At 45.7% G+C, this 25333-nt stretch carries 14 protein-coding genes; 6 read left to right on the top strand and 8 right to left on the bottom strand.

What is annotated here, in order from left to right:
• Positions 1–513 precede the first annotated feature (513 nt).
• The 5 genes from IH597_07355 to IH597_07335 form a co-directional block, all read right to left on the bottom strand.
• Complete coding sequence (locus tag IH597_07355) at positions 514–1572, bottom strand: hypothetical protein (GenBank protein MBE0662269.1); 1059 nt, start codon at positions 1570–1572, stop codon at positions 514–516.
• A gap of 36 nt (positions 1573–1608) precedes the next feature.
• Entirely contained in the window at positions 1609–2661 is a 1053-nt protein-coding gene (locus IH597_07350) for a hypothetical protein (GenBank protein MBE0662268.1), read from the bottom strand.
• 58 nt (positions 2662–2719) lie between these two features.
• Positions 2720–4627 carry a histidine kinase gene (locus IH597_07345; protein ID MBE0662267.1) on the bottom strand — a complete coding sequence of 636 codons (1908 nt, stop codon included), beginning with the start codon at positions 4625–4627 and terminating at the stop codon, positions 2720–2722.
• 238 nt (positions 4628–4865) lie between these two features.
• A complete protein-coding gene (locus IH597_07340; GenBank protein MBE0662266.1) occupies positions 4866–5615 on the bottom strand; it encodes a response regulator transcription factor in 750 nt (249 codons plus the stop codon).
• A gap of 164 nt (positions 5616–5779) precedes the next feature.
• Entirely contained in the window at positions 5780–7885 is a 2106-nt protein-coding gene (locus IH597_07335; protein ID MBE0662265.1) for a CotH kinase family protein, read from the bottom strand.
• A 217-nt stretch (positions 7886–8102) separates the two neighbouring features.
• On the opposite strand from IH597_07335, the gene IH597_07330 reads away from it, so the two are divergent.
• The 3 genes from IH597_07330 (at position 8103) to IH597_07320 (ending at position 16127) form a co-directional block, all read left to right on the top strand.
• Positions 8103–11423, top strand: a complete 3321-nt coding sequence (locus IH597_07330; GenBank protein MBE0662264.1) for a SusC/RagA family TonB-linked outer membrane protein — start codon at positions 8103–8105, stop codon at positions 11421–11423.
• Positions 11424–11737: 314 nt separating this feature from the next.
• Positions 11738–13366, top strand: a complete 1629-nt coding sequence (locus IH597_07325; protein ID MBE0662263.1) for a SusD/RagB family nutrient-binding outer membrane lipoprotein — start codon at positions 11738–11740, stop codon at positions 13364–13366.
• A 256-nt stretch (positions 13367–13622) separates the two neighbouring features.
• On the top strand, positions 13623–16127 hold the full coding sequence (locus tag IH597_07320) for a T9SS type A sorting domain-containing protein (GenBank protein MBE0662262.1): 2505 nt from the start codon (positions 13623–13625) through the stop codon (positions 16125–16127).
• Between the two features lie 219 nt (positions 16128–16346).
• On the opposite strand, the gene IH597_07315 is transcribed toward IH597_07320, so the two are convergent.
• Positions 16347–17096: a copper homeostasis protein CutC gene (locus IH597_07315; protein MBE0662261.1), complete on the bottom strand. Its 750-nt coding sequence runs from the start codon at positions 17094–17096 to the stop codon at positions 16347–16349.
• 224 nt (positions 17097–17320) lie between these two features.
• On the opposite strand from IH597_07315, the gene IH597_07310 reads away from it, so the two are divergent.
• From IH597_07310 to IH597_07300, 3 genes are all read left to right on the top strand, one after another.
• A complete protein-coding gene (locus IH597_07310; GenBank protein ID MBE0662260.1) occupies positions 17321–19546 on the top strand; it encodes a DUF4838 domain-containing protein in 2226 nt (741 codons plus the stop codon).
• 309 nt (positions 19547–19855) lie between these two features.
• Positions 19856–22519, top strand: a complete 2664-nt coding sequence (locus IH597_07305) for a glycoside hydrolase family 3 C-terminal domain-containing protein (protein ID MBE0662259.1) — start codon at positions 19856–19858, stop codon at positions 22517–22519.
• A 340-nt stretch (positions 22520–22859) separates the two neighbouring features.
• Positions 22860–24305: an alpha-L-fucosidase gene (locus IH597_07300; protein ID MBE0662258.1), complete on the top strand. Its 1446-nt coding sequence runs from the start codon at positions 22860–22862 to the stop codon at positions 24303–24305.
• Between the two features lie 91 nt (positions 24306–24396).
• Here IH597_07300 and IH597_07295 read toward each other — a convergent pair whose 3' ends face one another.
• The gene (locus tag IH597_07295) at positions 24397–24702 is read right to left on the bottom strand and encodes a hypothetical protein (protein ID MBE0662257.1); all 306 of its coding nucleotides are present in this window, start codon (positions 24700–24702) and stop codon (positions 24397–24399) included.
• 90 nt (positions 24703–24792) lie between these two features.
• Entirely contained in the window at positions 24793–25224 is a 432-nt protein-coding gene (locus IH597_07290; protein MBE0662256.1) for a hypothetical protein, read from the bottom strand.
• Positions 25225–25333: the final 109 nt, after the last annotated feature.

The raw sequence follows: 25333 nt of genomic DNA, 5'->3' as shown, positions 1-25333 counted from the left end.
GGAGATGGGGAAATGGGGAGATGGAAGGGATCCAAGCCCTGAGGTACGAAGGGATTGAAGCCCTGGAAATGGAGAATTGGGGAAAATAGGACTAAGAGACTTAGAGACGCGAACCTCGAACCCGTAAACTTGAACCTTGAACTTTTGAACCTTGATCTTTGATCTTGTTTTTGGTCTTGGGATTTGAGAATTGGGACTTGAGACTTGATGCAATGGATTAAATTACTTGAAATTTATAAAGTTAACTTTATGAATTTGGGTGAATTTGTAAAGTCATTTAAAAATCGTGTTTAGGATTCATCGCGATTTACAATAATTAACGAAAGTGCAATGGAAAGACCAAACCGAAAATATCAGGGCGAAGTTGGGTTCATTTCCGGAAAATATAGGAACGAAGTTTACCAGCTACGCTGTATAACCGCGAAAGACGCGAGGGCGCAAAGCATTAAAAACTTAGCGTCTCTGCGCCTTTGCGGTAATCAAATTTATAAATTTGGTTTTCTCCTTGGGATTTTACTTCAGCCTCGCTGTTGCCACACCGATATGGCTGCGGATTTCACCGATAATTCCGTAGTCGTAATACATCAAACAGAGGGTGTCGAGAAAAAGTAGCGACGGGCCTTCAAAAGTTATTTCGACGAGATTATCCGCATGCCGGTCGTAATCAATGGTGTAAACAGGATTTCCTGCGTACCTTTCCCAGACAATACCATCACGGCTGAATGCATATCCCATGGCCCCAACATGTATGTTTTGAGTTGTTTTAAAACCTCCGTAGTACATCTCATATCCTATCGAACTGCTGAACACATGGCATGTCCAGATCAACTGGTCATCCCATTCGCCGGGCCTGCCGGTTTTTAACACAGGGTCGCTGTCAGCAAAAGGTCTTTGGGTGGTAGCAGGATTGTTGTACTTTTTCCAGTTGATTCCGTCAGTTGACATAGCCATGCCAAGGTACAGATGTTGATTGCCTGCGAAGTCGGCGCCACCTGAGTAATACATCCTGTAAACGCCATCATCCGATTGGATAATTGAACCAGGAAAAAGATAATCATCATCCCATTCACCCATTCTACCTGCCGTAAGAACAGGTTTGTTGTCTTTTGTCCATGGCCCGGTAAGTGATGTAGCCGTAGCCCTGCCTATGTATTTACCCGGTCCAAAGGAAGCTGTTTCGATTGCATTGAAGTACATCACCCACAACGAATCCTGCCTGATCACCACCGGTGCGCCTACTCCGAAAGCATCATAACCTGTTCCGTCAGGAGCTAACAGCGGGTTTCCTTCAAATTTCATGAAGCAATACCCATCCGTTGAAATGGCCAACTCAACAGCCGCTATATTGTTTCTTTGAACTCCCATAAAAAAGAGATAATATATGGATTCATCTATTACCACATAGGGCAGTGCAACATATAGATCGTCCCATTCGCCAGCAGCACCATGGCTTAATACAGGATTGCCATCGTAAGCCTGGAATTTCAAAGGTCTGGGCGTTTCATCCTGATTGCAGCCAATGATTAAAAAAGGCATCAACCCTACAAACATTATGTAAAAGCTGCTTTTCATTATCTTTACTTTGAAAAATTTTTTACCTGATTGTTTCTACTTCAACTTCGCCGTCGCCATGCTAATTTCTCCTTTCACCGTTCCATAATCGTAAAACATCAGGCATACCGTATCACGGAAAACCAGCCATGGGCATTCAAAATTTGCTCTTACACCATCGTGTGCAATGTAAGGATCTTCTTGTTTAGTATATACCGGATTGCCTGAATATTTGTTCCACTTAATACCGTCTTTACTGTAGGCAAACCCAATATGGCCTTCCTGAACCCTGTTTATGAAACAAAATCCATCATAATACATCTTAAAATAACCAGACTCCTGATAGACAAATGCAGAAAAGACGCCGGCATCATCCCATTCCCCATCTTTACTATCAGTAAGTATGGGATCACTGTCAGCATAGGGGCGCTGCCCGGTGGATGGATCATTGTGCTTTTTCCATGTAATTCCGTCATCAGAGGAGGCCATTCCGATGAAATAACTATCACGTTTAACAAAGTCAATCCCACCGCCGTAATACATTCTGTAGGTTCCATCTTCAAGAACCACGACAGAAGTGGGAAAAGCATATCCACCATCCCATTCCCCTGCTTTGCCGGCACTTAAAACGGGCTTCTCATCTTTGACCCAGGGGCCGGTCAGTTCCCGTGCGGTGGCTCGTCCAATGTAAGGTCCCGGGCCATAGGTTACTAATTCGCTTGAGCCAAAATACAACACCCACAGTGAGTCCTGCCTGATAATGACAGCCCCACCCACATGCCAGGCATCATAACCTTTGCCATCGGGCGAAAGGATAGGATTGGCCGCATACTTGGTGAAATTATAACCGTCAGTTGAGGTGGCCAGTCCAACTGCTATTTTGCCCTGGACATTACTGCCATTGTAAAACATATAGCAAAGGCTGTCGTGCCAATATACGTAAGGTCCAATTAGGAACAAATCATCCCATTCGCCCGGAGCACCGGGGCTTAAGACAGGATTGCCTTTATAAGCTTGAAATTGCAGCGGTTTGGGTACATCATCCCGATAGCAGCCAATGGCAAGTAAAAGCGTCAGCGCGATAAGTACAAAATACAGGTTGTGCCTCATAACTTTATTCCTACCGGAAATCTGAAATCGTAAATCATAATACGTCATTATTTAATCTTCATTCGTCATCCTTCACCAACAGCGGTATTCCAAACCTCACCAGTGTTCCGCAGGGATTGCCGGCTTCGTTTTTAAGATCAAGGATTTCGAGTTGGCCTTTGCCTTTGAGTTTTTTATTTAATGGCATCAGTCGTTCGCGTGTAATGGATGTGGACATGGAACGGTGGCGGATGTTGCGTCTTCCCTCAATTTCGGCAGCCATATCCCTACCTACGCCATCATCTTCCACCTCGAACCTGAGCATTCCGTCACCGGGCGCATAGCGGATTTGAATCATACCGCTGCCTTCGAGGTGTTTGATGCCATGCTCAATCGAATTCTCAACGAAAGGTTGCGCCAGCATCGGAGGCACCATGGTTTTTTCCGGGTCAATATAGGGGGAAACCGCAATGGAGTAATCAAACTTTCCGGCATAACGAACCTTCTGTAGTTCAAGGTAATTCCTGGTGGCTTCAACTTCGTTCTCAAGGCTCACATTCTCTTCCACTGAGTTATCAAGCACATTTCTGACCAGTTGTGAGAACCTTGAGAGGTAAATGGTGGCCTCATCTGTTTTTTCGTTGATGATGTAATTCTGTATGCTGGCCAGCGAGTTGAAGAGAAAATGCGGGTTCATCTGTGCACGGAGCAACCGCTGTTCCATTGAAGCTGACTTCTGTTCAGCGAGGCTGCGACGACGTTGAATGAACATCAGCAGGCCCATGCTGAATAAAAGGATCGCACCACCAACCGAACCAAAAATCAGCAGCGACTGGTTCAGCCTCATTTTTCTCAATTCGTTTTCCTGCGACAGCGTCCTGATCTTTTGATCTGTTTTTTCGGCTTCGGCTTCGGCCATGATCAGCTCAAACTGGCGCGCCTGCTGCTGGGCATAAATGCTGTCGCTGTATTGATAGATCAAGTGCAGATATTCTATTGCTTTGTTGGTTTTTCCTCTGGCCATTTCGAGCTTAAACTGCCGCTCATACATATAAACCCTGTGTTGTTGCGCAAGGATATAGTCAACCATTTTTCCAAACGAATTAAATGGTCCGGTAGAAGAATGCTTATAGGGCGTCATCAGCACAGTATCCAGGTGATTTTTGCTGTTTTGTAGGTTAACCTCAGCTTGTTTGAATTTCCCTTCTTCAATATCGATCGCCGCGAGGTAATTTGAAATGGCTCCCATCAGCAGATGAAGGCCAGCCTTTTGTGCCGCCAGGAATGCTTTCTCGTGAAATGATCTTGCCAGCACCAAATCAACCGTTGACCCTTCGAATTCCCATCCACTCCGGTCGAAATTGTTGCCCAGATTGAGGTAGTTTACGGAGATCAATGTTTCATCGCTCATCTGTTTTCCGATTTCCAGAGATTCATAATTGCAATCAATGGCTTTTTGCCGGCTTTCAGGAGTTAACATTGCGGAATAAGCCCATCCCAAAACATTAAATCCAATTGCCCTTAAATATTGGTCGTTGAGTTTCTCACACTCAGCCAGGAATATTTTAACATAGTATTCAGCACTGTCAGGCTGGTTGTCCATGAGGTATGTAAACGCTAAAGCGTAAGGTACCTGCAGCGCCTGTCGGTCATCGTGTATGGCTTTGAAGCTCTTTAATGCCAGTTTGTAAAATGAAATGGATTTTTCGGTTCTGCCAATATAATAATTGATGTTGCCGAGCTGCATATAGAGTTCGCCCAGTTTCTCAGTTGGGTTCATTTCTTCAAGCGTTTTCAAGGCCGACAGATAGGAAAGAAGTGCATTTTTCAGGTCCATCCTGTAATAATATGCATTCCCTGTATAAAGCCGGGCTGCTCCTACTCCGGCAGAGTAGCCATAAACGGTTGCGCTTCTTTGGGCCTGCGCAGAATAAGCAATGCCTGAATCAAAATTTACTGGTGCATAGATCGCTGCAATCTGATTCATCAGATCCACCTGGTCTGTGGACCCGGACTGGGACAAAAGTTGTTTAAGGCTATCAATTTCTTTATTCTCACTAATTGGGAAGTGTTGACCCCTGATCGTCAGAGATGTTAGGATAAAAACTGTGAAGATTGGTTTGATCAACATAAAATTTCACTTAAACCTGATAACATTTGATTGCCTTTCCTTCATCATATTGCTATCCTGCGAACCTATGCCCAGTTTTCAGAAATCATCAAACTTACGCCATCTTCTCCATGATTTCCAGCAGTTCATCCCTCTTGCGCGATGCCACCGGAACTTTCATATTGTTTGAAAGAACAATGCTTCCTCCATCCTGCCTTTCGAAGCGTTTGATGTGCGATAAGTTGATGAGATAAGATTTGTGAACACGGTAAAATCCAAGGACTGAAAGCAGTTCTTCGTATTCTTTCAGCGTTTTGGATACCATGATGTGATCGCCACCGGCAGTATGAATGGTTGTATAACAATCGTCAGATTCGCAGTTTATAATATCTTTAACTTCAAAAAGGTACACATTATCTGTAGTTCTTACGATGATTTTCTTCTGCTGGTTTGGGATAGCTTTCAGGTTTTCTTCCAGTGCTTTCACCTGGATATTGAATTGATCCTGGATTAGTTTACCGGCCCTTTCAATTGCCTCCACCAGCATCAGCGGATTTACCGGTTTTAACACGTAATCCACAGCGCTGAATCGGAAAGCCTGAAAGGCATAACTTTCAAAAGCGGTAATAAAAATCACCTTGAACACTATGGGCGAGAAAGCTGCCAGTATATCAAAACCGGTTCCGTCTTCCATTTGAATATCAAGCAATACAATATCCGGGTTCAGTTCCTTTATTGCATTTACACCGGTTTTAACTCCATTGGCAGAACCAACAAGAGTAACATGGGGGCAATGTTTCAAAAGAAGCTTTTCCAGCGAATCGCGCATGTGCGCTTCGTCGTCAATGATGAGGACACGAAACATTAGAATCTTTTTGTCAAAATGACGATAAAGATACAATATCAAAGCGCTCAGTGCAAGCGAAATACAATAATTAATTGTCCTGAGCGTAGAGTGTTGTCACAAGCCGGAAATGCTTGCTTCAAGCGACTGATTGTCTCTTTTGATGCTTTACAAATCAAACCAGTTTATTCGGCTCCGGGCAGCTTGATGAAACGGGTATGAGAAATACGGTTATCGGCTTTGAGAACAACCTGATATGCTCCTGCTGGCAGCAAGGATATATCGATCCTGAGATTTTCGTCAGAACCATTTGGAACAACCTTCAGGACAATACTTCCGGTCATGTTTATGATCATTATCTCAGTTTTGGAGCCGGGTTTCAGATTGTGATCCAGATAAATATAATTTGTAGCCGGATTAGGAAATACCAGTTGTGCAGAGCTTTCTTCATTCGCAATATGGTTCGAACCCAAAGAATTGCAAGTACCGGGCATATTCGTATCAAGCCAGAGAAACCGGTTCGCAATCCATGATTTAAGGGATGCAGTTTCAGTGGCATACGTTGGAGGATAAGGCCATGGGTTTGGCCAGATATAAATACCAAGGATGTCCCAGACCATGAAATTCCTTTGCTGTGGTTCATCCAGCAGTAAAGCCAGGCTGTCAATGTAATTATTGATGTGAGCATTACCAAGGACATTTCCCCTCAGGAAGTTCCAACGGCAATTCAGGTTGTTGGCAAAGGTTGGATCCTGAAGTAGCCGGTTCCACCAGAATGGCACCTGCCACCAGTCCCAGGGGCATGGGAACTGGTAAGCCCAGCCTGAATATGAATCTCCGCCACAATAATCGGCATTGTGCCAGGCAAGGTCGTAATCCCAAACCGGCCCCATGCGCAGTTTTCCTCCGAGGCTATTACGCTGTTTGTGAATAAATGTGCTGAGCCTATAACCGTCAACGTTCTTGCTGAATTCATTCACAATGAAATAATCGAAAAATGTATCTTCAATAGCATAATTGCGCCATCCTGTAGAAGGATTTGTAAAATTCGACCCTTGCAATGCTGTTTCAAAAGAATGCACGTACGACTGGATGTATGTTTTTTGCTGTGGTGTTATGTTTGTTGCCTTCGGATATTCGTACTGGAAATAGATATACTGCCCGTTGGGGTATTGGGGAGGTGGATAATCTGAAATCCAGCCATCGCCGCCACCGCCGGTTTGTTTGTCAATTTTGATGATATACCCTCCTGTTAATGAATCACCGGTATTGTTGGTTTCGTTCATCTTGGCAATGTTTACCCTGTTGGCATCGCGTTTGATTTTTTCCGAAAAAAGATACACCCCTTTGTAGCGGTTGTTGATAAACAATTCCACAAAAACGTAGCGCGTGGCGTAATAACCCATGTTCTGCCAGATTTGATAAGCCATGGCATTGCGCATCATGGTCTTATCCGTGAAGTTGGCGTTCAGGATATAATCAGCTTCGGCAGGCATACCAAGCAAAGAAACGTTGAGGTCGTTGCCCGCTGCATCCCAGGTTTCAATTCCGTAACTTTTCTTTGGAAAGGATTGTGAACTTGATCCCCTTAACTCGATGCCGAGATGTCCTGAATAAGCCGGACTGTCACCGGGATGGTTCATGTTTCCTGGGCCATTGTCAATGATGTGAAATGTAGCCGGGATCTTGGGATCATCAATTATTTCTTCGAATTCCGTATCTATAAAAATCAAGGGAAGGTTGGAAGATGTAAATGGAAAAGGAATCCCCGGATTATTGCCAAAAACAATGTTCCAATTTTGCAGATAACCCTGGTTGTTATAAGGGGATTGATCGAGAATGCGTAATTTCCAGGTACCGTTTCCATTTTGTCCGTTGTTCAGGTATCCGATGTTCTCAATAGGCCTGTACTGACCCGAATATGGTGCGCTGCCCTTAAAAATGGTCGTGTTCGCAAAGTCGCTGAAACAGGTTGAAGTAAAATTGCTGCCGTAGGCGTTGGCATCGCAGAGCATAACATAGCTTCCATCAGGGGCAATCAATTGAATGCGGAGTTCGTAAAGATATGGATGAGAAATGCTGAAACACACTTTTTCAAGACCAAAAACCGTGTTGATGTTTTGAGGGTTCAGCCCGCTTATATTTAACTGGAAGTATGAAGCCGTTCCATTATCAGCAATGATGCCTCCTGTGCCAGAAAAAGTTTGTGCACTTGCCAATGAAGTATAAAGGAAAAGACAGGCATAAATGAGTAGAAAGGACTTTGCAGGCAGCTTAATGAAACGAGGCATCGGTAATATTTTGTGTTGGATGTTGAAACAGCACCAAAGGTAGCATGAATAATGTTTTAAAAGCGTTGTGAGCCAATAAAATGATTACGAACAGCAAACAAATCAAGGCCAAAATAGTCTCATTTCAATTTTCAACGGTTTTTGCCCGGGGTGTTGATAAATCGTTTTAGTTTTATTCTACATTTGTAGGTGATTTAGCATTTCAATTGCTTTGCCTATGAAAAAAAACCTACACTTTTTCATCTGTTTCTTACTATTAAGCATGTATGTCGTTGCACAGGAAAGGAACGTTTCAGGGATTATCAGTTCTGCCCAGGATGAATTGCCTCTGGTAGGGGTAACAGTCCAGGTAAAAGGAACCACTTTCGGAACCGTAAGCGATATTGACGGAAGGTTCACACTCCATGCCATTAGCTCCGAAACTATTTTAGTTTTTAGCTTTATTGGGTTTGAAACACAGGAAATCACCGTGGGCGATGCTGTCCTGCTGAATATCCGCATGGCTCCAACTGTGAGCGAACTCGAGGAAGTGGTTGTTACGGCCCTGGGCATCACGAGGCAAAAACGTGAAATTGGTTATTCTACTGAAACCATCGGAGCCACGACAATTATTGAAGCCCGCGCGCCCAATGTGCTGAATGCCATTGCCGGAAGATCGGCGGGGGTGCAGATTTCGCAGGGCGATGGCGTGGAAGGTGGTTCAACAAGGATCGTGATCAGGGGCAACAACAATATCGGGTCGGATAATCAACCCCTGATTGTCGTGGACAATATCCCAATGGAAAACATACCCGGCCTCTCCAATATTGGCCGTGGTGTTGACTGGGGCAGCGTAATCAACGACCTGAACGCCTATGATATCGAAAGCATGACACTGATGAAAGGCGGTGCGGCTTCAGCGCTATATGGTTCACGAGGTGCAAACGGAGTATTGTTTATCACTACTAAACGGGGAACAAGACAAAAAGGGATTGGGGTTACTTATAATGTAGATCATCGTGTCACGGTGCCCTACCTTTACAGGGAAGTTCAGAATACTTACGGGCATGGAGGCCCGATTTCGTTTACACCGCCTACATTTCCTATGTCGGGCGATACCCTGCTTTATCCAGGCATTTATGGCAACGCAAACCTAATCCTTGACCAGGATGGCAAAACTTCGAGCACTTCAGCTGAGTTTGGCTATTATGGAACAGCCGTATCCTGGGGTCCGAAAATGGAGGGGCAAATGGTAAAATGGTGGGATGGGCAGATGCGGCCTTACTCGCCCCAGCCCGATAACCTGAAAATCCCATACCAGAATGGCTATACCACCACACATAATATTTCTGCCGCTGGGGGCAGCGAGAAAGGAACCTTACGGGTTTCCATCACCCGGCAGGATAGCAAACCCATCGTGGATAACAGCAATTTCAACCGCACCACCGTCAATCTGGGTTCGAACCTTAAAATCAGCAATAAGCTAAGAACCGACCTCGTGATTTCTTTCATTAATTTCCAGCGCTTAAACAGCCCTATGCTTGGCGAAGACTGGAACTCCTTCAACAAAGGCCTGCTGTATGAATGGCCGCGAAGTTACAAGGGAATTGATAAAGATAATTATGCCAACGCCGATGGTTCTCAAAACCCGCAGCCAGGCACTCCATTCCAGTATGTGAGCCGTACCCTATGGTGGGAGTATTACAATAACAACACAACCCTCGACCGAGACAAATACACTGCCGCACTGACGCTGGTTTATGACATCGCACCCTGGCTGAATGCACTTGGAAGGGTTAGCAGGGACTTCACCATTGAGCAGTTTGAAACACGCCACAAACCCATTGATGCCATTGGCCTGGAAAATGGAAAATACAGCAACGGCCTTTCGCGCAACATCGGCGACAATTACGATTTTACGATCACTGCTTTCAAGGATGCTTTTCTGAACTCAAAATTTGATGTTCGTTTAACTGCTGGCGCTACCCGATGGAACCAGGATTATTACTTTATCAACGGAAGTTCAGGCATCTGGTATTATCCCAATATGTACACCTTCTTCAATTTCACCGAAAATACTTACAGCACCGATGAAAATAGCAATACAATTGTTGAAAAGCCCGGAAATTCAGCCGAATCAATGGTGCCGAAAGAAGGGGTTTTGCGTAAAAGAAACAACTCTGTTTATTCTTTCCTGAACCTGGCCTATGACAATTATCTTTTCCTTGAAATCACCGGGCGCAACGACTGGTCGTCATCATTGCCTCCTTCAAGCAATTCGTATTTCTATCCTTCTGTTTCGCTTAGCTTCATCCCGACCGAAGCATTTAATATTACCGCCCGCCACCCCTGGTTCAATTTTATGAAAATCCGGGGTGGGATCGCACAGTCAGCCACTGATGCAGCGCCTTATCTGCGAAATTTTTACTATACCACAAGCCTTTTTGGCGGGCAACAGGCATCGGGCTTCCCGGGAACCATACCACCGCTGGATCTCAAGCCACAACGTGTAAACGCTTACGAAACAGGTATCACACTTGGATTCTTTGACAACCGTATTGACCTCGACCTCACATATTATTATTTCTACTCTTTTGATCAGATCATTCCGAACCTGCCTTTGCCGGCTTCATCAGGCGCATTCAATATTATGACCAACGAAGGCATCGTTACGAACCGGGGATTTGAAGTAATACTGAACACTGTTCCTGTCAGGTTAAAAAATCTTACCGTACGAACCGGAATCAATCTGGCGCACAACCGCAACAAAGTGGTTAGCCTTGGTGGCGCTGCCGATGCATATTTGCTGGCTGACATCTGGGGGCTCAACGGACCGGCAATGATCCTGAGCGAAGGCGATGATTATGGAACCATCAGCGGTTTTGATTACTTATATGACGATAACGGCAACCGCATTGTGAACGCTGAAGGAACCAAATACCTGATTACCGATACCCGAGTGCCGATCGGAAATGCCTCACCTGATTTTATCGCCGGATGGAACACCCATGTCAGCTATAAAAACTTCAGATTCGGGATGCTGATTGACACCAAATGGGGCGGCGATATTTACTGCGGATCATACGTAATCGGCCTGCAAACCGGCCAAAGCCCTGAAACACTTAAAGAACGCGAGGGAGGCGGATTGCCCTATACCGATCCGGCTGGGAATACAAGCAATATTGGAATAATACTCGAAGGGGTTCATGAGGATGGAACTCCCAATAATACAGTGGTTCACTATTACTACAAGTACCTGCCTAATGCCGGCGGGTGGGGCAAGATTATCTCCACTCCCGGCATTATTGAAAACACCTGGGTAAAAATGCGTGAAGTTTCACTGGCATACACACTCCCACAAAAAATGGCAGCATCAACAAGGGTTTTTCAAAATCTGACCCTAACGTTAACAGGCCGTGATCTGTTTTATTTTTATACGACCCTACCCGATAAAATCAACCCGGAAGGAATTATGGGCTCAGGAAATGCACAGGGATTTGAATGGGCTTCGTTCCCGGGAACACGGAGCTTTGTAGTTGGGGTTAGCGCGGGGTTTTGATTAGTAAAGCAATGGTTTATGGAAGATGAGAAGATGAGAAGATCAGAATGTGAGAAAGTGAGAAAGTGAGCCTGAGAGACGAAGGGACTTAGAGACGGGCAGAATGGGAGTGATGGAGTATTGGAGTGATGGAGTGATGGAGTTGTTAAAAAGTTAAAATTGGTGAATTTGTTAATTAGTTTAATGGTCAATATTAGTGTATTTGTCTTTTCTTGGGGCTTGGGGCTTGGAACTTGGAGCTTAGGGCTTGGGGCTTTGAACCTTGAACTTTGAACTTTGAAGACTGAACCCCGAACATCGAACTATTAAAAACTATGAATAAAACAAAACACCTTCCTCTGATAGCATTTCTGCTTGCAACTATGCTGCTGGGTTCGTGCACCAAAGATTTTGAGGAAATCAATACCAACCCGCATGGATTTACCACGGCAAGCGATGGCGCTTTGTTCAACAACGTGATCAAATCAGTGCAACCCGGAGGGAACGAGCAGTTTTACATCAACAATGAAATCCTTTATAAACAAACGCAACTTGCTGCACTCACACGGGAAGCCTGGGGCAATTTCACGCTTGGTACTGAAGACATCTGGAGCAATTACTACCGGGTACTGCCGGAAATCAGGGAGCTTGAAAAACGATTCGAAAAATATGAGGAAACGCCTTCGGTGATCAATATGAAAGCCGTGCTGAAGATTTTGCTGGCGATTAAGACTTTTAAAGTCACCGATTTTTTTGGCGACATCCCATTCAGCGAAGCCGGATACGGTTTTCATGATCTCAGTCTGTTGCGACCTAAGTACGACAGTCAACACGACATTTACCTGGGCTTGCTGGAAGACTTAAAATGGGCCGATGAGAACATTGATGAAACGGCTGCCGTAGAACATCCGTTTACCACTTTCAAAAGCTTTGATCTGCTTTTTAAAGGCGATATGCTCATGTGGAAAAAACTCACAAACTCGCTCAGGTTGAGGCATGCGATGCGTATGTCGGAAAAAGAGCCAGAAATTGCAGGCGCAATAATCAAAGAAATTATTGAAAACAACAAACCGGTTTTCCTGGGCTATGACTTTATTACACCTGTGCTTGAAAGCGCATGTTTATGGCCTTCTGCAACTGGCTTTAAGAATGAGAGCCTTAACTGGTCATTTCGCGAACACAATAATCTGAGAATGGGTTCGAACATTTGGCAACAACTTTCGGCTGACAACAATATAGATGGCAGTAGTATTTTCGACCCAAGAGCGTATATTTTCTTTGAAACCGACAATACCAACCGGTGGATTGCCTATCCACAGATTCCCGATGTCGGCACACCTTCTTCAGGCGGAATCCCCTACGACTCGCACCGCGATCAGGACGGAGCCTTTCTAATCAAAGGCGAAGCCTGCATTTATTCCCCATTCAATTATTTCCTGATCCGCGATGAAGACTTCATGCCCATTATTTTATACACCGGGGCTGAAACTCATTTCATTATGGCTGAAGCATACTTCCGTGGAATTGTTGTTGCGATGGATAAACCACAAGGGGAAATAGAGTTTTACAACGGCATTAACTCGTCCGTTTCATGGTGGATGGAAGTGGCTGAAAATTCGAAGTTGCCTTTATCAGGATTAAGATTTCCCGACATGATCAGCATTCCGGGAAACCTGGGCGCGGCAACAGTCCTCAACCGTTTCGGTTTCTGGAACACCACATCCGATGAAGAAAAACTCAGGTTTATTTATACCCAGCGATGGCTCGACGCTTTCAGGCAACCGGCTGAGGCGTATGCACTGTCACGCCGCACCCGCTTAACCCCTTTCGAAGGAGAACCAATCAGCCATTACCGATTGCCTTACCCGCCATCAGAAGCTGAAAGCAATTCAGCAAACTGGTCCGAAGCCATTGCCAACCAGGGAGGAGATGCGACGGGGGTGAAGATTTGGTGGACACCGTAGGAGGAAAATTCAAAATCCAAAATTTAAAGACCGTTAAACAGAAATCTTGACTTAAAATAAAAATAAAATTCTCCAAGACAACCGACTAAATACGACTGAATGACCATTATATGACCACTGCATTGCCATTGTATGACCATCGTATTACAACTGTATGACAATTGTATGACCACAGTATAACAACCGAATGACCAATGTTTGACAACCGTTTAACTATCGTATCACAAAAAATCCAATCACCTAAATAAAAACCCTTATGAAAAAGAACAACTACACATTTCGCTTACTGCTTGCGCTGGTTTTCAGCCTGCAATCGCTTATGATCCTTGCGCAATCGAATCAATACCTGCATTTCGATGGAGTGAATGACCACGTCATGCTGCAAAATGGTTCGCAATACCTCTCGGGAAGTTCACAGATTTCAATGACCGGCTGGTTTTACTGCGACCAATTGGCTTATGGCCAGGGTTACTTTGGGTTCAGGATAGGTTCAGGAAATGCAGAATTTTATATTATCCAACTCAACAACGGTGTGCTGGAATGCCGGCTCAAATCAACCACGGGTTTGTGGGAATATGTTTCACCGGCAAATACTGCCATTCCCCAGATCTGGCAGCATATTGCATGGATTTATGATGGAAGTTCAGTTAAACTCTACGTAAACGGCTTGCTGAAAGGAAGTGCTACGGCGTCCGGTGTTTTCCAGGGAACCGATGTGCCATTCGCCATAGGAAGAAGCTTTTTGAGTAGCCTCGACTTTTACTTTGGCGGACGAATTGATGAAGTCACTGCATGGAACCGCGCCCTGACGCAACAGGAAATCCAGGATATCATGAACAATGAACTCACCGGCAATGAAAATGGCTTGGAGTTGTATTACAAATTCAATCAGGGTGAACCCGGCGGAGATAACACAGCCATCACACAGCTGATTTGCGAAATAGGAAATGGTGAACGCAACGGAGAACTGCTTAACTTTGCTTTGACGGGTGCAACCTCCAACTTCAACGGTACACTCGATCCGGGCTACCAGGCCATTTCTTTTCCACAAATAGCCAATCATCTCACCATTGATCCTCCATTCGAAATTGAAGCTACGGCCACATCGGGGCTGGAAGTGATTTTCGAAGTTCTTTCAGGACCGGCCACCATTGAAGGTAATCTGGTAACACTTACCGGTCAGGCGGGCACTGTAAGTGTACAGGCTACACAACCTGGCAATGATCAGTTTGATCCTGCAGTACCTGTGGTGAACCATTTCCAGGTAATAAATCCTGACTTACATTTTCCGGATATTGATCCCCGTCATCCTTTGGCCGGCGATGTTTATGTTTCAACGCTTTCAGCTGTGCGACTTACTGCTCTTGTTACCATACAATATCCGGAATTATTCTGGGTTGATGAGGTACATTTCCTGGTCGGCGGTCAACTTATACCAGCTCAAGATCCGTTGAATAATGGATATTATACAGCGTGGTGGACTCCACCTTTTTATGGTAATCACATAATTGAAATCTCTGCGAGCAATAACTTTTATGCAAGTACAGTTCAAACAGTAAATATTAATGTGGTTGCCCCAACTACTGATGTTGAAGTCATTGCCGCTGAAGATGTTTGGCTTCACACAGCAATAGCTAGTGTTGTAGTTGAATCGGAATTGCCATCGTTTTTAGGTTCGTTTGATCAAATCACTGCTCACCTTGAGGTTAGCTGCCCATCAGGCGGCTGTGGCGAATGGGACCGCCTTGCGAGCATCGATGTGAAGGGCCACGATGGAACTTGGTTCGAACTCATCCGGTACATCACACCCTATGGAGTTCCGTGTTCGCACTCTATTGATTTAACTGATTATGCATCGCTCTTGCATGGCAAGGTAAACTTCCGTTTCAACTGTATAACTTTTGATAATGGTTTTGAGTATAAGTTGTCGTTTAACTATCGCAAGGGCAACCCAACTTATTTGTACAGCACCGTATATGAGGTGTGGAAAGACAATTACCAGTTTGGCGATTATGCCAACCTGCAGCCGGTTGAAGATTGGGAATTTCAATATCCCGACAATGCACTGGCTTCGACCCTGAAACTTGTTTCAACCGGTCACGGCTGGGGAACTCTGAACACAGGAAATGCGGCGGAATTCTACAATGCCACCCACCACATTTGGGTAAACGGTTCGCAAACATTTACACAGGCCAACTGGAATGTCTGTAACCCAAACCCCGATGGCTGTCAGCCGCAAAACGGAACATGGTATCATAACCGGGCCGGATGGTGCCCAGGTGCAATAGCGCCCTGGTTCACTTTCAATATGACCCCTTTCATTTCAGCTGGCAGTGTGAACCTGGAATATGTATTTTTCGAAAATTATGTTGACTTCTGCCACCCAAACCATCCGGATTGCGTTACCGGTGTAACCTGCACCGATTGTGATGATGGCTTTAATCCGAACCTAGAAGTGGCATGCAACCTGGTTGTATTTTCAGATGACTTTTTTGTTGGCACAAAGAATCCGGATCTGGTTACTCGTTTGAATGTTAAACCCAATCCAAGCAATGGTTTGTTTGAGCTTTCTGTTTCAAATGCGAACCAAATGCAAACTTCAACAGTCAGAATTCTGAACATGACAGGGCTGCTTCTTCAACAATCTGAGTGGAACGGTAACGCTATGCAGCTTGATCTGTCAGCTTACCCCAAAGGCATGTACCTGCTAATGGTTCAAACGCCTGAAAAGAACGAGGTGCTGAAGCTGATTGTGCAGTAACGTTGTGAAACTGTGATGCAGTGATACAGTGATGCAGTGATACAGTGGTGCAGTGATTCAGTTTTGGGAATGGAGTAATGGAGTAATGGAGTGATGCAATATGTGAATAAGTTTGCGAAAAGCGAGACCCCCTTTGAAAAAGGGGGTCGGGGGGATTTTGTTATGAAGCCTGTCCGACCGCCAGCCTGATGTTGATACGACACCTGCCAGAAATCAGATCTATGAATCCAACTTTGCCATTGCAGAAATAACTCTTGGATCACACTCAAACCAATGATAATCATCCACCTCACCGGTGCTGGTGAAGGATACATTGCTCTGTTTTTTCAATTTACTCTGAACCAGGATTTTCCCGGAAAGATGTATTTCGCTGATGCCTGTAAGTTTGATAATTTCGGCAACATTCTCAAGATTGATGCCACCACCGGGTAAGATGATAATTCTGCCAGAAGCTTGTTTCAATAATCCGTAAATTGTTTGCAAACCTGCAATGCAGTTTGCTTCCCCACCGCTTGTAAGCACTCTGTGTACGCCACATTTGATAAGGATTTCAAGTGCAGCCGGAAGATCCCTGCACAGATCAAAGGCTCTGTGAAAGGTGACAGACATTGGATAAGCTGCCTTTACTATTTTCATTGTAAAATCTTGATCAATATCGCCTTCCTCAATTAAAGCGCCGGCAACAACTCCATCTATTCTGTAAGATTTGCAAAACTGAATATCTCGCAGCATGATTTCCTTTTCCACCTCATTATAAACAAAATCACCAATGCGTGGCCTGATCATCACATGCAACGGAACTGCCACCTTTTCCCTGACCCACATAATAGTTGCCGCCGAAGGTGACAACCCACCCTCGGCATAGCCTGAGCACAGCTCAATGCGATCAGCGCCTGCTTTCAATGCCGCCAGGGCAGCATTGGGAGTGAAGGCTGCAACTTCGATTAAAAGGCGGTATGAATTAGCCATACATTCATTTTCTTTTAGAGTTCAAAAATACGAGGTATTTTGCTAAAAGAAATAAGGGATGCCATCCCTTCAAACTTCGCTATTCAGATGTTCATGTGTTCAATTATTCTATTGTTCTGCTGCTCTATTGTTCTGCTGCTCTCCCAGAATCTTCCGAATTAATAAATTCCGTAAGTTAGCCACGTGATTCACTCAAAATATTTTTCCTATCCCACAGCACCCTCATGAAGCCAACAATCCTCTTGCTGATCACTACAATTGCCTTGTCAGCCTGCTTGCCGAAATATCCTGATTCCATTTATCTCGTAAACAACGGAAAAAGCAAATACACCCTCGTAATTCCTGAAAAAGCATCACCAGAAGAAGAAAGGGCCGCCAATTTTCTGCAGGAGCATATTCAAAAAATATCTGGCTGCATGTTACCGATGGTTCGCACAGATGAGCAGGTTTCAAAGTATGCCATTCTTATTTCAAAATGCAATGAAATATTATATGGCGATGGGTTTAAGATTTTCACAAAAGGAAACAATCTTTTCATTGAGGGAGGACAAGCCAGAGGTTGTATTTACGGCGTAAGCGAATTGCTTGAACAATACCTGGGCGTGAAATATTACAGTCCACATTTTGTTGTGATCCCTGAACAGAAGGACATAACGATCCCGGCAATGCAGATTTCCGGCGCTTCACCCAATACGTACCGCAACATTAACGGGGATTTTGTCAAAGACCCGAATTATAAAGACTTCCATCGTCTGCATGATATCAGCGATATGTTTGCCGAAAGCTATTTTGTGCACACCTTTCACCGGCTCGTGCCCTGGCAGGAATACTTCAAATCAAACCCGGAGTATTTTGCATTTATGAACGGCAAACGCATCATTGACCAGCTTTGCCTTACCAATGAAGATGTTTTTCAATTGGTTCTCAAAAAATTGGAAAAGGAAATGCTGCTGCAACCCGAAAAGCAGGTCTGGTCGGTGAGCCAGGACGACAACTTTTCTTATTGCCAATGCGAAAACTGCATGAAGATCATTGAGGCTGAAAAAAGCGCTTCCGGGCCAATTATCTATTTTGCGAACCGCGTGGCCGGTCATTTCCCTGACAAAATCATCTCCACACTCGCTTATCAATACAGTCGCCAGGCACCCGCCCTAACAAAGCCGCTGGATAATTTGCAGATCATGCTTTGCACCATTGAATTGAACCGTGGTGAGGCAATTGCTGGTGATCCGCGAAGCAGTTCATTTCTGAAAGATCTTGAAGATTGGGGAAAAATCAGCAAGCATATTTTCCTGTGGGATTACACGGTTAATTTTTCCCACCACATCAGTCCGTTTCCAAATTTGCATACGCTGCAAGCCAATATTCAACTGTTTGCCGGCAACAACGTAAAAGAACATTTCCAGCAGTCAAACACCGGGGTCGGACATGAGTTTTCCGAACTTAAATCCTGGTTGCTGGCCAAATTGCTGTGGAACTCCGATGCCGATGTGCCCGCCCTTATTCATGAGTTCACGGATGGATTTTACGGCCCTGCCGGCGTTTGGATCAGAAAATATATTAATCACCTTCAGGATGAAATTCTGAAAACCGGCGAATGGCTTGATATTTACGGTCCGCCAACCAACCACCAGCTTACTTTCCTTTCAGCGGCCAATATTGAGCAATACAATCATTATTTTAACGAAGCCGAAAAAGCCGTTGCTGAAATACCAGAATTCCTGCTTCATGTACGAACCGCCCGCATGGCGCTGCAATACGCCGTCATGGAAATTGGCAAGGCAGACATGTTCGGGCCTCGGGGCTGGTATGAGGAAACCGCCGATAATTTTGTACCACGCCGGCAAATGCTTGAAATCCTTGAATCATTCTATCAAAGCGGCATACAAAGCAATGCTGCCTTTGTAAATGAGGCGGGCTTTACGGTGGAGCAATATTACCAGTCCACCAACAGGTTTATTGATGTTCAGGTGAAAGGCAACCTTGCCTTTCGCAAACAATTGACGGCTTCTCCCCTACCGGCCTCAAAATACAGTGCCGGCGCCCTGTCCATGCTGACCAATGGCGTGCGGGGCGCTAACGATTTCAAGGTACACTGGCTGGGCTGGGAAGCCAGAGATTTCTCGCTGGTTCTTGATCTTGAAGATACTGTTGAAGCAACCACCATCGAGATCAGCACTTTGTACGACCCCAAAAGCTGGATTCTGCATCCGGCTTCCGTCACCTGCATGGTTTCAGCGGATGGCACTAACTATAAAACAATTGCAAAGCAAATTGTGGAAGGCGACCAGAGAAAAGAGGAAGTCAACAGGCTTTTCAGTTTTCAGGTTCAAAATATGAAATACCGCTTTGTGAAATTTGAGATCAAAGGAACGCTGCAGCTTTTCGATTGGCACCCATCGGCAGGCGGCGGATCATGGGTGTTTGTGGATGAGATTGTGGTTCGATAAATTAAAATTGCTAATCCACTACGTGGAATTAAAGACAGGGTTAAACCATTATGCTACAAAACCATATCCGCTACGCAGAATTTAACCGGTCAGGAAAAAGATTCGCCGCCGGCCTTGCATCACCTTTTGCGGCGGAAGGCGTGTGCTATGCGGAACCCAATTTGCGGTATTGTGGATTCGCCGTAGGCGATAAGGTATTGTAGTAAAAAATTGACGAACTAAATAGAATACCTCGTAGAGGTTATGCAATTGAAGGTATCTCATGAATTAATAACATCTCCGTCGCACATTAAGGAAAAATAAAAATACATGAAACAGTTACTTATTATCCTTCATTTAACCCTTTCCATCCAGTTTGTTTGCGCACAAGCCTATAAAAACCCAAACCTGCCGGTGGATGAAAGGGTGAAAGACCTGCTCTCGCGTATGACGCCCGAAGAAAAATTCTGGCAACTCTTTATGATCCCAGGCGATTTGGGTGATGATAAAGACCAATATAAACCCGGAATTTTTGGATTCCAGGTGAATACGGTGGGCCAGAGCGCTGATGCAAGCGGGCAAATGCTCGAATATACCGAAGGCTGGTCTGCCCGTGAAGCCGCGATTAAAATCAATGAAATCCAGCGTTACTTTATCGAAGAATCCCGCCTGGGCATTCCCATCATTCCTTTCGACGAGGCCTTGCACGGACTGGTGCGTTCGGGTGCTACGGCTTTTCCGCAGGCCATTGGTTTAGCTGCTACCTGGAACACTGAACTTATGCACGAAGTGGCCAGGGCCATTGCCGTGGAATGCAAATCGCGGGGGATCAGACAGGTGTTGTCGCCAGTGGTGAACATCGCCTCCGATGTGCGCTGGGGCCGCACCGAAGAAACCTATGGTGAATGTCCTTACCTCGCTTCCGAAATGGGCGTTGCATTTGTGTCAGCGTTTGAAAAAATGGGGATTATCACCACGCCCAAGCATTTTGTGGCCAATGTGGGTGATGGCGGGCGCGACAGCTACCCAATACACTGGAACGAACGCCTGATGCGTGAAATCCACCTGGCGCCTTTCGAGGCTTGCTTTAAACGCGGGGGGTCGCGCTCGGTGATGACTTCCTATAATTCTTATGATGGCTCGCCATGTACGGCCAACGACTGGCTGCTCAACCAATTGCTGAAAAAGGAATGGGGTTTTGATGGTTTTGTGATCTCCGATGCCGGCGGAACCGGTGGCGCCAATGTGCTGCATTTCACCGCCGCCGATTATGCGGATGCCACGGTTAAATCCCTGGAAAAAGGCCTGGATGTGATTTTCCAGACCAATTACAACCACCAGGCGCTGTTCTCGCCGCCCTTCTATGATGGAAGCATTTCTCAGGAAACGATTGATGCAGCTGTGGCAAGGGTCTTAAAACTGAAATTTGAACTGGGTTTGTTTGAGAACCCTTATGTGGATCCGGAAGAAGCCGCCAAGCTCAACGGCCACCAAAACCACCGGGAAATTGCGCTGCAAACAGCCAGGGAATCCATGGTGCTGCTAAAAAATAAGGATCAATTGCTGCCCATTTCACAAAACGTGAAATCAATCGCGGTAATTGGACCCGATGCCGCCGAAGCACGGCTGGGCGGTTACAGCGGGCCGGGAAATCAAAAAATCAGCATCCTGGAAGGAATCCGGAAAAAGGCAGGTTCGGAAGTTGAAGTAAAATATGCTTTGGGTTGCGAACACCAGAACATTGAATATCTGACGGTTCCCACAGAAACCCTCAGCTGCGAAATGGACGGCCAACAGCAATCAGGTCTGAAAGGGGAATATTTTGACAATGTTTCGTTTTCGGGCCAACCGGTTTTTGTAAGAAATGATAAGCAAATCCAGTTTCAATGGACTTTGTTTGGCCCCGATCCCGAAAAACTCAGCTATGATTTCTGGTCGGTGCGCTGGAGCGGAAAACTGACAGCCCCTGAGAGCGGAACTTTCAACATCGGCATTGACGGCAACGACGGCTACCGTTTGTATCTCGACAAGCAACTGCTGCTCGACAACTGGACAAAACGCACAAGGCAGGCGGTTCTCAAGGATTTTACTTTCGAAAAAGGCCGGGAATACGATCTGCTGATCGAGTTTTACGAACCTGTGGGCAATGCGTGGTTCAGACTGATCTGGAATATGGGCGTTGAAGATTTGCAGTCGGCAGAAATTGAAAAAGCCATGGAGCTTGCCCGCCACAGCGAGTTAGCTGTGCTGGCCGTGGGCATTGAAGAAGGCGAATTCCTCGACAGGGCTTACCTGAATCTTCCCGGGCGGCAGGAAGAACTCATTTTGAAAATCGCCGAAACAGGCACTCCGGTGGTGGTGTTGCTGGTGGGTGGAAGCGCTATTACCATGAACAAGTGGATTGATAAAGCGGGCGCCATCGTTCAGGCCTGGTATCCGGGCGAAGCAGGCGGACAAGCCATGGCTGAAGTGCTGTTTGGCGATTACAATCCCGCCGGACGCCTGCCCGTCACCTTCCCGGTTTTTGAAGGGCAGTTGCCGCTGGTGTACAACCACAAACCCACCGGCCGCGGCGACGATTATATGAACCTCACCGGCCAGCCGCTTTTCCCCTTTGGGTTCGGACTAAGCTATACAAACTTTGAGTATTCTGACATTGCGCTTTCGGTTCGCACGATAAAAACAAACGGTGCAAGCCAGGTAAGCGTAAAAGTGAGAAATACGGGCAATGTGGCCGGCGACGAAGTAGTGCAACTTTACCTCCGCGATGAACTGGCGTCTGTGGCCAGGCCGCTGCGGGAACTGAAAGCTTTCCGGCGCATTCATCTGCAGGCCGGCGAAAGCAAAACGCTGATATTCACCATTGATCCCGAAATGCTCTCGATGTACGACCCCAAAATGAACAAAATTGTGGAGCCGGGCGAATTCCGGATCATGATCGGCGCTTCCTCAAAAGACATCCGGCAGCGGATTATACTGAATGTAGTTGATTAACGAAACCCGGAAAAATCCAAAATCCAAAATCCAATATTGAGTCCACTCCGAAAAGTATATCTGCCCCTAAATCCCCTAAAGGGGACTTCCACAAAGTGCTGATTTTTAGCGTTTCCCCTTTAGGGGTCAGGGGTCAAAAACGATAAAAATCAGCAATTTGTGACTTTTTGGAGTGGGCTCAATATTCAAAATCCCAACCCAAGAGTTTTATACCGATTAATAACCTGAAACCCCGAATCTTGAATCTAAAATTTTGAATCTTAAATCTTGATCCTTGAACCCGGAACCTCGAACCTTGAACCTTGAACTTTGAACCTTGAACACATAAACACTACCAAAAATGAAAAACCCTACCTCCTTCCTCCTTGTCCTGATCCTGGCCCTGATGTTGGGCTGCAATCCTACCAAAGTTCATGAACCTGAAGAAGCTTACCATTGGCCTTCCGATCCGGAAGTGAGCGCGAAGCTGGAAGCCTGGCAAGACTGGAAATTCGGGGTGATCATCCACTGGGGCCCCTACAGCGAATGGGGAATTGTGGAAAGCTGGAGCCTCTGCCCCGAAGACGAGCCCTGGTGCGAACGCCGTGGCCCTTATGCGGATGATTACTGCACCTATGTGCGTGAATACGAAAAGATCAGGCATACTTTCAATCCGCAGCAGTTCGACCCGCAACAATGGGCCGAAGCTTGCCACAGCGCCGGCATGAAGTACCTGGTGTTCACCACCAAACACCACGACGGCTTTTGCATGTACGACTCCCGCTACACCGATTACAAGATCACCGGCAGCGAAAGCATTTTCTCCACCGACCCCCGCAACAATATCACGCAAAATATTTTCAGTGCCTTCCGGGAAAAAGGAATGGGCGTTGGGGTGTATTTCAGCAAGGCAGACTGGCATAACGATGATTACTGGTGGCCTTACTTCCCGGTGTTCGACCGCAATGTAAACTACGACCCCGGAAAATATCCCGAACGCTGGCAGCGCTTCCGGGAATTCACCTTTAACCAGCTTGAAGAGCTGATGACTGATTATGGCGATGTGGACATTCTTTGGCTCGACGGCGGATGGGTGAGACCTGCCGGAACTCTTACCGAAGAAACCCGTCCGTGGCTGGGCAAAAACCAGTGGGTGCAGGATATTGACATGCCCGCCATTGCCGCCATGGCCCGCACACAACAGCCCGAATTGCTGATTGTTGACCGCACCGTACACGGCGAATTTGAAAACTACCGCACCCCAGAGCAGCAAATCCCCGGTGAGATTCCCTCCTATCCCTGGGAAAGCTGCATTACCCTTGGCGATAGCTGGTACCATACCGGCGAACGCGAGCGCTATAAATCCGCCAGCTGGGCCATACAAACCCTGGTGAAGATAGTTGCCAAAGGTGGCAACCTCCTGTTGGGCATAGGTCCCGACAAAACCGGCGCCATGCCACCCGAAGTATATGAACGGCTGGAAGAAATAGGCAAATGGATGAATATTAATTCCCAGGCCATCTACGAAACCAAACCGCTTGCCCCTTACCAGGAAGGCAAATGGTGCTTCACCCAAAGCAAAGACGGAAAAACAAGGTATGCGTTTTATCTGAAAGAGGAAGGTGAGATTTTGCCTGAAATGCTTGAACTGCCTGCGGGATTTGTGAAAGAGGTTGGTAAGGTGGATTTGCTTGGTTATTCTGAAAAGCTGGAAATTAGGCGTGAAAAGAAATTGTTCACCGTTGTTGTTCCCGGTTCTGTTGATGATGAGGGTTTTGGGGTGTTGGTTTTTGGGGTAGAAATGTGAAATTGTTGTTGTTGGTGGCGAGAAAAACTCAATGATAATCAACCTTAGTCGGCGCTAACTGTCAATGAAGATGAAAAGCTGCAGTGCTAATTTAATCGGATTCACCACTTGCCGCCATCAGTTGCTCATAAGCCTTCGTAAGGTGGTCTGGCACATTAAAACGCTCTGAGAATCTATAATATGTTTCCAAAAAGTATTCCTTCTCATCATCAATGTTAAAAGTTATTTTATTTTCCAATTTCCAGGCGATATTGTATAATGCCTCTGCAAGCCTCAAGATATAATTATCCATGAATCCCTTAACCGAATCTTTGCCTGTGAAGATCTCGATACCGCCGACAATATCAAAGATAAACTCTCGATTTTGCCTCGATGCAATTGCCTTTTGCGCTGCCATGGATTCTTGAAAAATTGACAATCGGTTTGCTTCGTTTTCAGCCTCAGAAGCCCCAGCCTTCAGTTGACAAATTCTTGGCAGTTTTATGCTTTATCCAGCCATGTCGTTTCCCTCACGGTAGTGGGAGGTAAGATCATCAACTGGGTGAAATTTCAGCTTCTTGGGAGAGCCACGAAATGAGAAGAGATGAGAGAGGTACTTCGCTGAATAGAGGTCGAGGCTGAGATCATTCTGCATCACCACGGCAACGAAGAATGGTATCTCTAATCTCTGCAAGTAGGGCACTTTTTTCGTAAAGTCCCAAACCTTGCGGGTGCTCTTTACCTGCACCGCGATAGCATTCTTTGGTACCAAAACCGGTGCACTCTTATCACTTCTCTCAAGGTCGTATAATGTACATACCAAATCAACACCAACATCGTCCCCAGGCATTGTCGGGCTAGTAATAAAGGCTACCTTAGAAAGCAAGTACCTAGCAAGGTGTTCGTTCTGCCATCCAAGATGAGTGTTTTTTAACGACATTTCGTTCAATTTAGATGTTAAAAAGACTACAGATATTCAACTTATTAGGTCTAATGTTTTTGTAAAATATTGATTATCATATTATTTGCAAAATACTGCTTACAAGAGC

It is taken from the genome of Bacteroidales bacterium (genome assembly GCA_014860575.1).
GTDB lineage: Bacteria > Bacteroidota > Bacteroidia > Bacteroidales > JAAYJT01 > JAAYJT01.
The sequence above is the reverse complement of the archived record's forward strand: the minus strand, read 5'-3'. Positions and strand labels throughout refer to the sequence as shown.

Coding starts and splice junctions, on each gene's coding strand:
- IH597_07340 (MBE0662266.1), bottom strand. CDS start 5,615: ATGTTTCGTGTCCTCATCATTGACGACGAAGCGCACATGCGCGATTCG.
- IH597_07330 (MBE0662264.1), top strand. CDS start 8,103: ATGAAAAAAAACCTACACTTTTTCATCTGTTTCTTACTATTAAGCATG.
- IH597_07310 (MBE0662260.1), top strand. CDS start 17,321: ATGAAGCCAACAATCCTCTTGCTGATCACTACAATTGCCTTGTCAGCC.
- IH597_07355 (MBE0662269.1), bottom strand. CDS start 1,572: ATGAAAAGCAGCTTTTACATAATGTTTGTAGGGTTGATGCCTTTTTTA.
- IH597_07290 (MBE0662256.1), bottom strand. CDS start 25,224: ATGTCGTTAAAAAACACTCATCTTGGATGGCAGAACGAACACCTTGCT.
- IH597_07300 (MBE0662258.1), top strand. CDS start 22,860: ATGAAAAACCCTACCTCCTTCCTCCTTGTCCTGATCCTGGCCCTGATG.
- IH597_07325 (MBE0662263.1), top strand. CDS start 11,738: ATGAATAAAACAAAACACCTTCCTCTGATAGCATTTCTGCTTGCAACT.
- IH597_07295 (MBE0662257.1), bottom strand. CDS start 24,702: ATGGCAGCGCAAAAGGCAATTGCATCGAGGCAAAATCGAGAGTTTATC.
- IH597_07320 (MBE0662262.1), top strand. CDS start 13,623: ATGAAAAAGAACAACTACACATTTCGCTTACTGCTTGCGCTGGTTTTC.
- IH597_07345 (MBE0662267.1), bottom strand. CDS start 4,627: ATGAATCAGATTGCAGCGATCTATGCACCAGTAAATTTTGATTCAGGC.
- IH597_07335 (MBE0662265.1), bottom strand. CDS start 7,885: ATGCCTCGTTTCATTAAGCTGCCTGCAAAGTCCTTTCTACTCATTTAT.
- IH597_07305 (MBE0662259.1), top strand. CDS start 19,856: ATGAAACAGTTACTTATTATCCTTCATTTAACCCTTTCCATCCAGTTT.
- IH597_07315 (MBE0662261.1), bottom strand. CDS start 17,096: ATGGCTAATTCATACCGCCTTTTAATCGAAGTTGCAGCCTTCACTCCC.
- IH597_07350 (MBE0662268.1), bottom strand. CDS start 2,661: ATGAGGCACAACCTGTATTTTGTACTTATCGCGCTGACGCTTTTACTT.